Below are 13,958 nucleotides of genomic sequence, written 5' to 3' on the forward strand. Positions count from 1 at the left end.
GGATGTGGATGCAAAATTGCTACCTTTCGAAACAGAAAAACAGATTCACTTTCTTATTTTTCAAGCATAACAGATGCCATGGATACGCTAGAGTTAAAAGAGATCGCGCCGGAGGAAGATTTTTTGTACTCTCAAATCTCTGATCGATTGGGCAGACAGATTCAGAAAGGAACTTTGAAATCCGGAGACAAACTTCCTTCCCTCCGGGCGTTAAGCAAAGAGCAGGGAATTAGTCTCAGTACCGCTTTTAAGGCATATATCGACCTTGAAAATAAGGGATTTATTGAGGCGAGACCCAAATCGGGGTATTATGTCCGATTCAGTAAAACAGCGAATCTTTCTGAGCATGCTCCTATCCAATCTGTGCAAGACCCTGGGAAAAAAGATGTTAACGAGATGATCATGGCAGTCAACAAGTCACTGACCTCACATGGTGTTATTCGACTTTCCATAGCCTCTCCTTCTGCCGACCTGCTCCCCCGCGCGAAGCTTAACAAGTCGATGATGGAAGTGTTGCGCAAAGATCCGGCAAATTGTACGCAATATGACGAGATTCAGGGAAATCAAAAACTGCGGCAACAGGTTGCTAAATATGCTTTTAACTGGAACGGAAATATTTCTGAAGATGATGTGGTCACGACGCAGGGATGCATGGAAGCGCTGGTTTTCTGCCTTAAAGCGGTCACTAAGCCGGGAGATACCGTTGCGATCGAAAGTCCGGGATATTTTGGAATATTTTCTGTAATTAAAAGTCTCGGTTTGAATGTGAGAGAAATACCGGTTCACCCGCTGCATGGCATTGACCTCAATTTTCTCGAATCTGTCTTAGACAACGAACCGATCAAAGCTTGCCTCTTCGTCCCTAATTTCTGTAATCCCACGGCGTGCTTTATGTCTGACGAAAATAAGAGCAGACTTGTCAATATACTCTATTTGAGAAATATACCACTTATTGAGGACGATATATATGGCGAAATGTATTTTGGTAAGCAGCGTCCACGCACCTGTAAAAGCTTTGACAAAAACGGGATGGTAATGCTTTGCTCGTCGGTTTCCAAAACCCTGGCACCCGGATATCGCGTTGGTTGGTGCATCCCCGGCCAATTTATCAATGAAGTTACGACAATCAAACTACAGCATTCGGTATCGTCGGCCACTCCTACGCAGGCAGCAATTGCCAACTTTTTTGAAACGGGTCGGTACGATTTGCACATGCGCAAACTTCGAAAAACATTGCATACACAGTCGCTGCGTTATATTCAGGCAGTGGCCGAACATTTCCCTAAAGATACCAAAATCAGCAGACCTCAGGGAGGTTACGTTTTATGGATTGAGCTGAATCCTACTGTTAATGCATATGAATTGTTCGAAAAAGCAGTTTTGCAAAAGATCACCTTTGCACCCGGACAAATCTTCAGTATTGACGGCCGATTTACGAATTTTGCCCGAATCAGTTTTGGAACTCCATTTAGTGAGGAAATTAATAGGGGATTGAAAAAATTGGGAGAATTGATAAAATCTATGATTCATTCATAAATATTCGATTGAAACCGTGCGAATACCAATCCGTTGATTTTCAGGTGAGAAAGCAAATCTCAACGTCAACGATTGCTGCAACCATATTGCAACTACTTGATTTTCAGTACTTGAAACCCTGTTGCACGCTATTCTGGTTTACCTTTGTATAACAAAATCAGGATATACAGACATATTTCATCTCACTCTAATAAAGTCGGTGAATCTCAAACAATATGAAAGATACGAAATTCGAACCTCACGCACAAAAACACACCGATGAATGCTGTAGCCATGAGCATGATATAAAAACTGTCGCTTCACACTCCCATGACGAGCACGACCATGAGCATAATCATGACCACGAAGGGGAGTCAAGCCTGTTAAAGGATCGTTGGCCACTTTGGTTAAGTCTGTCTATATTATTCATTTTTCTTATTGCTCGATATGCCCTCAATTTGCCAATTCCGAAAGTTTTGGAAATAGGTGCGATGTTGGTTGCATATATTTTGGCAGGTTATAAAACCATCGGAGTTGCGTTCAGACGCGTAAAACGGGCGGATTTTTTCAATGAGTTTACGCTGATGACCATAGCCACTCTGGGCGCTTTTTATATAGGCGAATTCAGCGAAGGCGTTGCGGTGATGATATTTTATGAAATCGGGGAATTGATTCAGGATATAGCAGTTGGACGCTCAAAGCGATCCATTAAGGCTCTCCTCGATATTCGCCCCGATAATGTGACAGTTATTCAAGGAGGCGAACATATTTCTAAGCTTCCGTCTGAGATTGCAATAGGAGATTTGATCTATGTGAAAGCTGGAGAAAGAGTTGCGCTGGATGGGTTACTAACCTCTGAATCAGGCACTTTTAATACAGCTGCTTTAACAGGAGAGTCCAAGCCTGATACTAAAACGAAAGGTGAGGCGGTTTTTGCCGGAATGATTAATACAGACCGCGCCGTTGAGGTGAAAGTGGACGCACTATTTAAAGATTCCAAACTTTCCAGAATCCTTGAAATGGTGCAGGAAGCGACGGCCCGGAAAGCTCCTACCCAGTTGATGATCACGAGATTAGCAAAAATATATACGCCCATTGTTTTTGCGCTGGCAGTGCTGATCATTGTCCTACCAGCCTTATTTACAAGCCCTTACCACTTCAACGAATGGTTATATCGCGGAATGGTATTTCTTGTAATTGCCTGTCCCTGTGCATTGACCATCAGTATTCCGCTAGGATATTTCGGAGGAATTGGGCTTGCTTCAAGAAATGGCATATTGATTAAAGGTTCCAATTTTCTGGATGTTATCACAAAAATTGACACCGTGGTAACTGATAAAACCGGTACACTGACCAAAGGAACTTTTCGGGTTCAAGAAGTGGAATGCTACATGGAAACGCATGAATTTGTGCAGATCGTCGCATCACTTGAACGTGCTTCCACGCACCCCATCGCGAAGGCGATTGTCGATTATGCAAAAGATATCGAACTTGTCAATCCGTCAAATGTGGAAGAAATTTCGGGTCACGGTTTGATGGGTTCAGTTCACGGACAACTGGTTATGACCGGAAATCAGAAACTGATGCATAAATATGGAGTGAATTTCCCTTCCGAAATTTCGCAAATTGCAGAAACGACCGTGCTGGTGGCGATTGATGGAAACTACCAGGGATATATCACCATAGCTGATGAAGTAAAAAAAGACGCCAAAGCAATGGTGTCTGGTTTAGACAAAATGGATCTGGATGTCATTATGCTTTCAGGTGATAAACATATGGTTACGGAAGCGATAGCAAAAAAACTGGGCATCAGAACCAGCTATGGCGACCTGCTTCCTGAGGATAAAGTTAAGGTGGTGGAGCGCCTTAAGAACACCGGTCATACGATTGCATTCGTTGGGGATGGTATTAATGACGCACCGGTTATTGCCCTCGCTGATGTTGGTATTGCCATGGGAGGATTAGGTTCAGACGCTGCAATTGAGACAGCCGATATCGTCATTCAAAATGACCAACCCTCCAAAATTGTATCAGCAATTCGCGCTGGAAAAATCACCAGGAACATTGTATATCAAAACATTACACTCGCCATAGGTGTCAAAATAGCCGTAATGGTTTTGGGAGCCGGAGGGATTGCCACACTATGGGAGGCCGTGTTTGCCGACGTCGGCGTTGCGCTTTTAGCGATATTGAACGCATATCGAATTCAAGGGAAGAAGATTTAACGAATGCTCCAACCGATTTGGCGCTCGAACCGATTTGCAATCGGTTCGCTATGGTTTAGCGTTTTTAACGCGTTCTTCCAATAACTATTATAGTAAAATTTAAAATGCGATACAATCGCAAAACCAAAACACACCGATTTCAAATCGGCGTGAGCGGTGCTCTTATTGCATATCCATTCAAGCCAACTATTTTTGCGACCTGAATAAACAACCTACCACATATGCCAGAAAGGATAATCGGGATTATGAGTGCGATGCCCGAGGAAATAGCAGGACTTGAATTATTGATCGACGAACCCAAGGCGGTAACTTACGGAATGCGAACGTATTACACTGGATGTATCAATGATATCAAAGTTGTTTTGGTATTTTCCAGGTGGGGGAAAGTGGCTGCGGCGACGACTGTTTCGACTTTAATATTGAAATTTGGAATTACCGAGCTGATATTCACAGGAGTAGCGGGAGGAATGCATCCGGATCTTAAAATTGGTGATATCGTCTTAGGTACAAAATTCATTCAGCACGATATGGATGCAAGGCCCATCATCGCACAATATGAGCTTCCCTTACATGGGATCGTTTATTTAGAAAGCGATAAAGCACAGTTCCAATTTGTGCAGGATTCGATTGCAGCGCTGCTGAAAAGCAATAGCCTAAGCGAGGTTATCAGCGACGAAGAATTTGAACGATTTGGGATTTCCGAACCGGCTCTTTTCGCCGGAGAAATTGCCAGCGGAGATAAGTTCTTTTCAACGGAATATGATAAAAAACATTTATCGGATTCACTTCCGGAAGTGCTCTGCGTAGAAATGGAAGGAGCTGCGGTGGCGCAGGTTTGCTATGAACATCATGTTCCGTACAGTATTATTCGAACAATCTCGGATACAGCAGACGAAAAATCGCCCGATGATTTCCCTGCCTTCATTCAGAATATCTCTTCTAAATATTCTATCGAAATCATACGTGCAATTTTCAGCAGATTGGCTTAGTAGTGATGACTAAGCTGGCTCCATTCTGGCCATTAGCTTTTTGACATAGTCTTTCTCAACCTGAAAATCGGTTTGAGTTATTGTCTTTTTGAAATATTCACGTGCAGCTTTTAGATCGCCTTCCATAAGACTGATTTTGCCCAACGCGGCGTTCAAAAGATAATATTGATTTAAAAATGGCTTGTGTTTCAGTGTATTTAGAATATGCAAAGCCTTTCCCTTATGACCCGCATAATAAAGTGATATCCCGTAACTGAGCTCCACGAATGGGTTACCGTTTAGCGAATGTAATTGTCGATATATATCACTGATGGTCTTCCAGTCTGTCGACAAAAAATCTTTTGCAACACAGTGCAGATATGCGATCGTCGCTTCATAAAAATACGAGGAGACAGTGCCGCCCCGCGACATAGCCATGAACTTTGAGCCATATATGATCAAATCCTGATTCCATAGCTTTCGATCTTGTTCCTCCAAATCCAGCAACTCACCGTTTACGCCAAACCTGGACTTGAACCTCGCCGCATTGAACAACATCAACGAATTTAACGCCATCGTCTCTTTGTTTCCTATACCACTATCAATTAACGACTTACAAAGCAACAACGCTTCCTCACACAATTCCTCCCTCAATATCTCCTTGCCCCATGACGACTTATATCCTTCATTAAAAAGTAGATATATGATCTTGTGCACGATCGGAAGCCGATCTTTCAGTAAGCTAAAATCCGGAGCCGTTAAAAGTATCTTTTCATTCCGAATCTTTTGTCGAGCCCTCAGAAGCATTTTATCTACCCCATCCAGGCTCATTCCCAGCACTTTGGATATCGCTTCTACTTTTAGATTGACAACATATTTAAGCGTAATCACCACCTGCACTTTCGGCGCGAGTTCTGAGTTGGCACAGGCAAAAAGCATTTTCAGCTCCTGATCCTCCAAAACGGACTCTACCGGAATTTTAGTACCGGAATCGAAATCTTCATTTTCATAAAAACCCCTGACTTTCTTATCCGCCTTAATTTTGTTGATCGCCTTGTTTTTGCAAACGGTATAAATCCAGCCGCCAGGGTTGGACGGCACACCGTCGTTTTTCCAGGAATAAAACGCCGTCGCGAATGAATCCTGCACAATATCTTCTGCCGTTTCAAGATCCAGATCCTTGCTGAAATACATCAAAGAAGCAACCATCTTACCGAAAGACTTCCGGTAAAGCTGGCTCACTTCCTCTTCAATATGGTCAGGAATCTCACTCATCCCCTATTTCCATGATTGGTCTTACTTCTATAACACTCGAATTGTTGATTACCTGCGGACAGCTCTGCGCAATCGAAGCGGCCTGGTCGAGATTGTCTGCTTTGATTATAAAATATCCGCTGATAGCTTCCTTGGCTTCGATGAAAGGGCCGTCGGACATGATATTGTCCCTCGAAACATACCGACCGGCAGTTGTAAGTGGCTCAGCAGCAACAAAATTGTCGGTTTGAGCAAGCTCCTGAACCCAGTCGGTCATCACGCGTATACATTCGTCAAATTCTTCCTGGGGCATCTTTTTTAGATTTTCCATATCCTCGCGGATGAGTAACAAAAACTTTTCCATATGTCTAATTTTGAATGAGTTAATGTGAGAATGAGTGAGTGGTGGGATCAATAAGCAGTGCGATTAAGCGCTTCTTTTTACTAACATGAGCATTTCGTTATCGGCTTTGTAATATTCCAGGCATATGCTTGATGGCTCGGTTTCAGGCTGCGCCAGCATTTCTCCAAAAATGTTTGAGATTTCAGGCATTTTTTCCATCCAGTTTTCGAATACAAGGCTGTTATATGCCCCGGCCTCAATGATATCTGTCGGCAAACCGACCACCTTTGCTTCTCCTTCGAAATTTTCTTTTGCACAGGCTCGGTATACTATACTACCTTCCTCTATGGCTGTTTTCCCATACACTTCATAGCCGTCCAGAAACGAGCGCCAGGCTTGTCCTTCCCCAGTGGAATTTCCTGATAGCTTAATCTCAAGTTGGTAATATGCTTCCTGAAAGGCCTCTGGTTCCAATGCGCTGGCTTGCACGAACATCACTCGTATGTCATTTTCAATATTATAAACCTCTGTTTTCATGGCTGTTGTGGTTTATTTTAAAGGGTATATAGCTAAAATACCGGTTTTCTTACATTTTACTCTCAATTCAAAGACAAGCTAATTCAATAAATCCGGACAGCAGTTTCCCCTTTTTTCTAAAACCAAACCTACCGGGACAAACTTTGGCAATTTCACAATTAACTGACCATATCCTGACAAAACCTGACTTCCCAACCCATTCCAATCCAAAACATTAAAACAACTTTGAATAATGCTTTATCTTCGCAGTATTCAAATCAAAGCAATTATGGGAAAGCGAATTGACAGTCTTACAGACCAATTGATATCGTTTATCGAAGATCAAAAGATATACTTTGTTGCCACGGCGATGAGCGAGGGAGCCGTCAACCTCTCACCGAAAGGTATGGACAGTTTCAGGATTTTGGACCCAAATCGGGCTATGTGGCTGAATGTGACCGGGAGCGGAAACGAAACTGCTGCACATCTGTTGGAAAACGACAGGATCACGATTATGTTTTGCGCATTTGAGGGAAAGCCACTCATTTTAAGGCTCTATGGAACCGCAAAAGTTTACCATCATTACGATGCAGAATGGGATCAGTATTTTCATCTTTTTCCTCCGCTGCCTGGCAGCCGACAAATCATTGACATTCATATAGATACCGTCCAAACCTCATGCGGTATGGCAGTTCCATTTATGGATTATAAAGAAGAAAGAAATGAGCTTAACAAGTGGGCAGAGAAACAAGGCGAGGAAGGAATTCAAGATTATTGGGAGCGCAAGAATACGGTTAGTTTCAATGGCCATCCTACAGGAATATTCAACTGAAATATTTTGAATTCATAGCAAAAAAAGAAGTCCCGGTTTATTGCTGAACCGGGACTTCTTGAAATAAATACCTATGCGTTTAAAGATTTTCGTGCATATTCAACACATTTCGCTACTTCCTTCACCGCGTCCGAGCCAGCCGGTATTTCATATTCCAGCTCTATCGTCGCTGGGAATTTATATTTGTTTTTACGCATGAGTTCAAGAGCTGCTGTAATAGGTGTATCTCCCTCACCCCACACCACATTTGCACCGCCATTTGCTTTTGATTTCCTGTCTTTAACGTGCATACTTACAATATGGTCGTGCTTGGCCGTGATCAATTCCAATGGCTCAAAACCTGCTGCAACGTAATGCCCCATATCGAAATTCATGGCATTATATGGCGATTGCGCAATTGCTTCATCCCACCAAGTTGGAGTTTCCTGAGTATGACCGTGATATCCGACAAATACCTTATTTCGTGCGGCAATTTCACCTAAACGTTTTGTCTGCGCGGCATCATTCGGTTTTTCAATATTTGCCTGATTCGCTCCTAACGCTTTTGCAGCGCGAAAAGCATAGTCTATCTCCGCGTCTGAATTTTTGGTATCCATTGCCGAAGGCTTGAACCCATATATACTCACCCCGGCTTTATTATACATCTTGCGAAGTTGCACAAACTTATCCATCGATACTTTAAGACGCCACTCGGTCATTTTTTTTGAAAATTCCTGAACTTGTGCTTTGCGATCTTCCGCACTTTGTCCCGCTACTGCCTTGGGCATCTCAGGGGCCCCCGCAAAAGATTCTCCCGTAGGACCCATCAATTCAATGGCGCTGATATTACAATCAATACAATATTTTAGAATATCTTCTGCACTTCCCGGCATACTTCTCCACGAATATGTAATCGCTCCTACTTGTACTCCATTAAAAAGGGAATTTGGTTTACCCAGATTACGAATATATGCAGGCGCCCCAAACAATTGGCCCGAAACAAGTGTCGCTGCTGCCAAAGAGGCCGCACCCATAAACTGTCTTCTTGAAATATCCTGATCTTTCATTTTAGTTGTTAGCTCTTAGCTTTTAGTTATTAGTTCAAACCGTTTATATTCCATGTTTTATCTTGTAAACTTCTAAAATCAGAGGACTTATAAGATGAGTTTCATTTTCACTTTCTGGTTCCTGTTTATTTAAAGCGATGTGATGCGGGAAAATAATGCTACAACACAATAATTTTCTCGGAAGAGTAGGTTCAGAGGGAATAATCTTTTAACCTAAACTACCAAACGAATCTCTTAAACATGTCTTTCACGCGCTTGATATCCCTTTTTTGTATATTATTGTTCCTTTCAGCTAGCTGTTTTTCTCAAAAAAAGCCGGTTTCACTTTTTAATGGGAAGGACCTGGCGGGATGGCACGCCGACGTTCCGGAAATGGATAAAAATCCAAAATTAAAAACACCATTTATCGTCCGTGACGGATTACTTGTCAGTTTGGGAGAGCCGGGCGGACACCTCATTACCGACAAACAGTACAACAATTTCCGACTTACATTTCAATACAGGTTTGCCGGAAAACCAGGCAACTGCGGTGTTTTGGTTTTTGTATCGACACCGAGAGCACTATATGATATGTTCCCAAAGTCAATTGAAGTTCAAATGATGCATCAAAATGCGGGCGATTTTTGGTGTATTCAGGAGGATATCACGACGCCTGATATGGAAAAAAGACGCGGTCCGAAAGAAAAATGGGGTGTAAATGGTGATAAACTCCGTCGAATTCCAAACCTGACTGACGGAACTGAAAAACCGCTTGGAGAATGGAATACTTACAGAATCGAATGCGTTGGAAACACAATCAAGGTTTGGTTGAACGACGTATTGGTTAATTATGGCTATAACGCAACGGCTTCCAACGGGCAAATTGCATTACAGGCAGAAGGCGCGGAAGTAGAGTTCAAGGATTTGAAGGTGCAGGGAATTACTAAACTCACTGAATAATACGCTGCGGATCAGTGCACGGAAAAATGTGCTCAGCATACTCAAAGAAATCTTTGATAGAAAATAGTATCAATTTAATCTCTGATAATCAACACAGAAGGAGAATTTGATAACCAGGCACTATGAGCCTCAACTTCCTTTTTCCAACTATCTAATCCGATAAGCATCAAATCCTGCTGCTCCAGAAAATTCTTTTCAAATTGACCGTTCAAAACAGATATTCTATTTGGATAAGAATTGGTCATCTGTTGAATTACATCAGTTATGTCCAAAGATCTTGAAATTACTGATGACGAATCACCCACGATAATTGAAGTATCTGACCCTGAAAGAATTCTGTCGGCAAATCTTAGAAGAAAATGATCCGTATTTGAAAAAATAGGAATAAAAACCCTTCCGATTTTTTGAAGATCTTTTTCAATCAAAATGGCCACAGGAGATTTTACCGACTTGATAATGTGCGTAGTCTTTTCATCAAAGATATCTGCATGGAACAGGCTTTCTTTACCCGTAATTGAATCTAAAAGCCGTACAGGGCTAATTATTTTGGTGGTTATTCCCAGCAACTTACCCAATAATGTCCCTTCAAACACAGAATGACCGATTCCTAGGAGCAACAAATCAAACGCTCCGGAATTTGCCGTCTCGATGATGTCATGTTCAATATTTTGTGAAGGTTTAAATAATTTATGAACGCTTACTCCTAAATCCCTCGCTTCCTCGCCAATCGGTCTGAAAGTTTCTTCCTGATATTCGGTAGTATTAACCTGACTGAGATAGCTACTCGGAGATAAATGAAGCGTAGTGACATCAGTCTCGAATCGATTTGGTCCAGTTAAATGGTCTGCAATCCGCAGCATTTTCCTCCCTCCCTGTGGACTGGCGAAGGCAATGAGGATTGCAAAGCGTGATCTTTCGACTGCAATTGTCGGTGCTGAATCCTGCTTTTTTTCAGGCAAAAGTTTATCAATCAAATCAAGTGCTGGTCCCGTCATGCACGTAGTAACCAAAGCCATAATGACCATCATGGCAAAAATCTGAGGCGACAATACGCCAATATCGTATCCAATATTCAGAACCACCAACTCCATAAGCCCTCGGGTATTCATAAGAGAGCCGATGATTAGACTATCCCGCCAGCTTTGACGGACAAAGCGCGCAGCAACTGCACTTCCGACAAACTTTCCTAACACAGCGGCACCGATGATCCACCCTGTGATCGTCCATGCATGGGCGTCGTTCAAGAGTCCTATCTGCGTCCTCAAACCTGTAAAAACAAAGAAGAGCGGAAGAAGCAGTACCATCGAAACATCCTCCACTTTTTCGATAAACAGATTCCTAAAGCTCTGATTGGCAGGCATAATAACTCCAGCCATAAACGCACCAAAGAGTGCATGAATTCCTATTATCTCGGTACAATATGAGGAGATTAGGAGAATCAAAAAGAAAAAAGCGACTACTGTCTTTGTTAGACCTTCCTTGTACGCATAATAGTCTCCAATCCGTTTCAAAAAAGGCTTGACAACCAGTAACATAACGGTGACATATCCAGCCGCCAGTAATATTGTGTATATGGAGCTTGCAAAATTCCCGGCCTTTACGATTGCAACGACAGCAGCCAGGATACACCAGGCCGTGATATCATCTGTCGCTGCGCAAGTGATTACCATTGTCCCGAGTTTGGTTTTGGATAGTCCCCGTTCCTGCACTATCCTCGCCAAAACAGGAAAAGCGGTGATACTCAGCGCAATTCCGATGAACAATGAAAATGAAAGAAAACTGATACCGGCAGGTGCAAACTGCTGATACATATATAGAGATAGTCCAATTCCTAATGCAAATGGCAGAACGATACTGGCATGGCTGATCACGATTGCTTCTTGGGCCTTGGTCTTCAATACTTTCAGATCCAACTCCATTCCGATAATAAACATGAACAAAATCAACCCAATCTGACTGAGAAACTGCAGATTGCTCAGAGACTGAGCAGGAAACAAAAAGGCCGAAAACCCGGGCCAATGCATACCCGCGAAAGAAGGCCCCAACAGGATACCAGCAGCAATTTCACCGATAACAGTTGGTTGTCCGATTTTCTTACAAAACATCCCCAGGACTCTTGCAACGACTATTATTGTTACCATTTGCAGTAACAACAAGGCTAACGGATGGCTCAGGTTATGCGTAAAAGTCTCAATGAACTCATGCCAGGAGCTCGATGCAGAAACTTGTGAAATTTGGGTGTCAGCTGACGTTTTTACCTCTAGTCCTCTTCCTGCCTTAATGAAAAAGTAGAGCAATAACGAGAAGGCAGCGAGGGTGATCGTATAGAATAGTACGTTGCGTAGGTTCTTCATGCGGACAAACGGAGTGAAGAGCGCAAAATACAAAAAATATGGATTAGGATGGTTTCCAGCCGGTTTACGGAATTGTGAAATGTGTTCGACTTACCAGGTTTTCAAAACCTGGCAAGTCGAACGCCAGTATTAAATTCCAGCAGCAACTTTCTTCATTTTCTCTAAGCCTGTTTTGGCTACAACCAGCGGATCTTGCGCGTAGTAATCCTTATTAAATACCTCAAAAGATAGTATAACAGGCTTTTCCGGATTCTTTAAAGATTTAAGTAATGCGGGCAATGGAGCAACTCCGTCTCCTGCATATATTCGATCTGCATCTGTGATGGTTTCCCTTGGCGGGGTGGTCGGATAATCGTTCATATGAAAAATTTCGATCAACGGTTTTCCCACATTTTTCACACTATCCATACCCGAACCACCTTTGTGTAGGTGATATACATCCATTAATACCCTTGCAGAGGGGTGAGATGCCTCGGTCGCTACATATAATATTTCCCCAACCCGGCTTAAGTTTTTTGAAAAACCCCACAATTCCAGATGGGGAACCACGCTGGTCTTGTCTCCTAATTCGAGTATGGCACGATATCGTTCTGATACTTTTTTCAAATCAAGATACTCTCCGGTTGTTGCACCCATCGGTGGCGCTGCGATACGGGGGCAACCGATTCCGGCAAGCTGATCCATCTCCATTTTCAGCTGTTCTAGTGCTTTGTTGCGCGCGGCGTTGTCCTCAACAATCCAGGTTGCAAAACCGATTGCATCTTCTACTTTTATTCCAAGATCGTCGATCATCCGTTTAGTTTCGGCCAGAGAATGGCCTTCTTTTAAATAATCCTGGAATGAACTAATCCATATTTCAACCGATTTGTAGCCTGCCTTTGACGCCACTTCCAGCTCCTTTCTGAACCCAAGCTTATGCCCTCTGAGCGTACTCATGTTTAAGGAATATATAAATGATTGTTCCTTTTTAACTTCATAATCCGGCTTTACCATCAATGTTCCGGACAGGGCAAGTAGAGAAGATGCTGCTTGACGACGATTCATTTTTTGAGACTTGTTTATGTTTGACTAAAGTAAAAGTAGATGAATGGCATTTTTTACCAGCTACTGAAACGCATTTAAAATTCCTCCTTTTCAAATAATACTCATAGTTTTTAAAAATATCGATTTAAATTGGCGATGGATAGACACGGATTATGCGCTATTCATCCCCTCCTATAAAGAAGCATCATGAAAGGCAAGATCATCAAGTACATACGAAACACCTGGGCCGCAGCGGGCTTTTTATTTACCTGCTGGCTGATATATAGCTATCAAGCCCACAATGTGGAGAATCAGTTATATCGCTCTGATAAGGATATACGTGTTGAGCAAACGAGCGATTTCATTGCCTTTCTTCCCACCACAAATTATAAAAAAGTGGTGATTTTCTATCCCGGAGCCCTTGTCGATCCTGATGCATATATCCCTTTATGCCGCAATATTGCGAAAAATGGAATGCGGACGGTGATTATCAAAATGCCATTCCGGCTTGCCACACGAGGCTATAAGATCCCGAAGGAATTGCATATCATTGATGACTCTACGAAAGAATATATTCTGGCAGGACATTCTCAGGGAGCGAAAATGGCAGCACGGTTTGTGTATGAGAATCCTGGCGTAATTGATAAATTGATACTTTTAGGCTCTACCAATCCCAAGGATTTTGATTTGTCGACCCTTAAAATTCCTGTGCTAAAAATTTATGGTTTGAATGATGGAATTGCTAAACCGGAAGATGTTGAAGCCAATATGAAATTTTTACCTAGGCATACCCGATATATAGCTATTCCGGGGGCAAATCATATGCAGTTTGGCTATTATGGTTACCAATTGGGGGATAGGGAAGCAACTATCAGTCGCAATCAACAACAAAGTATTGTCTTGAAATATATGCTCGATTTTATAAACAATTAAATTGTGTTCT

12 protein-coding genes are annotated in these 13,958 nt (G+C 42.4%); 6 read left to right on the forward strand and 6 right to left on the reverse strand.

What is annotated here, in order from left to right:
- Positions 1 to 78: 78 nt before the first annotated feature.
- The 3 genes from AC1XUD_RS06110 (at position 79) to AC1XUD_RS06120 (ending at position 4,729) form a co-directional block, all read left to right on the forward strand.
- The gene (locus AC1XUD_RS06110; RefSeq protein WP_483360082.1) at positions 79 to 1,536 is read left to right on the forward strand and encodes an aminotransferase-like domain-containing protein; all 1,458 of its coding nucleotides are present in this window, start codon (positions 79 to 81) and stop codon (positions 1,534 to 1,536) included.
- A 215-nt stretch (positions 1,537 to 1,751) separates the two neighbouring features.
- A complete protein-coding gene (locus AC1XUD_RS06115) occupies positions 1,752 to 3,740 on the forward strand; it encodes a heavy metal translocating P-type ATPase (RefSeq protein ID WP_483360083.1) in 1,989 nt (662 codons plus the stop codon).
- Positions 3,741 to 3,961: 221 nt separating this feature from the next.
- A complete protein-coding gene (locus AC1XUD_RS06120) occupies positions 3,962 to 4,729 on the forward strand; it encodes a 5'-methylthioadenosine/adenosylhomocysteine nucleosidase (RefSeq protein ID WP_483360084.1) in 768 nt (255 codons plus the stop codon).
- 9 nt (positions 4,730 to 4,738) lie between these two features.
- Here the strand turns inward: AC1XUD_RS06120 and AC1XUD_RS06125 are convergent, their stop codons facing one another.
- The 3 genes from AC1XUD_RS06125 to AC1XUD_RS06135 form a co-directional block, all read right to left on the reverse strand.
- The gene (locus AC1XUD_RS06125; protein WP_483360085.1) at positions 4,739 to 5,983 is read right to left on the reverse strand and encodes an RNA polymerase sigma factor; all 1,245 of its coding nucleotides are present in this window, start codon (positions 5,981 to 5,983) and stop codon (positions 4,739 to 4,741) included.
- A complete protein-coding gene (locus AC1XUD_RS06130; RefSeq protein ID WP_483360086.1) occupies positions 5,976 to 6,326 on the reverse strand; it encodes a YciI family protein in 351 nt (116 codons plus the stop codon). The genes AC1XUD_RS06125 and AC1XUD_RS06130 overlap by 8 nt, the downstream gene beginning before the upstream one ends.
- 63 nt (positions 6,327 to 6,389) lie before the next feature.
- Entirely contained in the window at positions 6,390 to 6,842 is a 453-nt protein-coding gene (locus AC1XUD_RS06135) for a hypothetical protein (RefSeq protein ID WP_483360087.1), read from the reverse strand.
- A gap of 268 nt (positions 6,843 to 7,110) precedes the next feature.
- Between AC1XUD_RS06135 and AC1XUD_RS06140 the strand changes: the two genes are divergently transcribed.
- Positions 7,111 to 7,653 (forward strand): pyridoxamine 5'-phosphate oxidase family protein, encoded by a 543-nt coding sequence (locus AC1XUD_RS06140; RefSeq protein ID WP_483360088.1) that lies wholly within the window; start codon positions 7,111 to 7,113, stop codon positions 7,651 to 7,653.
- A gap of 71 nt (positions 7,654 to 7,724) precedes the next feature.
- On the opposite strand, the gene AC1XUD_RS06145 is transcribed toward AC1XUD_RS06140, so the two are convergent.
- Positions 7,725 to 8,699 carry a sugar phosphate isomerase/epimerase family protein gene (locus AC1XUD_RS06145; protein WP_483360089.1) on the reverse strand — a complete coding sequence of 325 codons (975 nt, stop codon included), beginning with the start codon at positions 8,697 to 8,699 and terminating at the stop codon, positions 7,725 to 7,727.
- A 240-nt stretch (positions 8,700 to 8,939) separates the two neighbouring features.
- Between AC1XUD_RS06145 and AC1XUD_RS06150 the strand changes: the two genes are divergently transcribed.
- Entirely contained in the window at positions 8,940 to 9,638 is a 699-nt protein-coding gene (locus tag AC1XUD_RS06150) for a 3-keto-disaccharide hydrolase (RefSeq protein WP_483360090.1), read from the forward strand.
- Positions 9,639 to 9,712: 74 nt separating this feature from the next.
- Here AC1XUD_RS06150 and AC1XUD_RS06155 read toward each other — a convergent pair whose 3' ends face one another.
- Together AC1XUD_RS06155 and AC1XUD_RS06160 are read right to left on the reverse strand one after the other, a co-directional pair.
- On the reverse strand, positions 9,713 to 11,992 hold the full coding sequence (locus AC1XUD_RS06155; RefSeq protein WP_483360091.1) for a cation:proton antiporter domain-containing protein: 2,280 nt from the start codon (positions 11,990 to 11,992) through the stop codon (positions 9,713 to 9,715).
- A 129-nt stretch (positions 11,993 to 12,121) separates the two neighbouring features.
- Positions 12,122 to 13,036, reverse strand: a complete 915-nt coding sequence (locus AC1XUD_RS06160; protein ID WP_483360092.1) for a sugar phosphate isomerase/epimerase family protein — start codon at positions 13,034 to 13,036, stop codon at positions 12,122 to 12,124.
- 186 nt (positions 13,037 to 13,222) lie between these two features.
- On the opposite strand from AC1XUD_RS06160, the gene AC1XUD_RS06165 reads away from it, so the two are divergent.
- Positions 13,223 to 13,948 (forward strand): alpha/beta hydrolase, encoded by a 726-nt coding sequence (locus AC1XUD_RS06165; RefSeq protein WP_483360093.1) that lies wholly within the window; start codon positions 13,223 to 13,225, stop codon positions 13,946 to 13,948.
- Positions 13,949 to 13,958: the final 10 nt, after the last annotated feature.

The sequence above is a fragment of the Dyadobacter sp. HNCC25DJ184 genome (genome assembly GCF_056895215.1).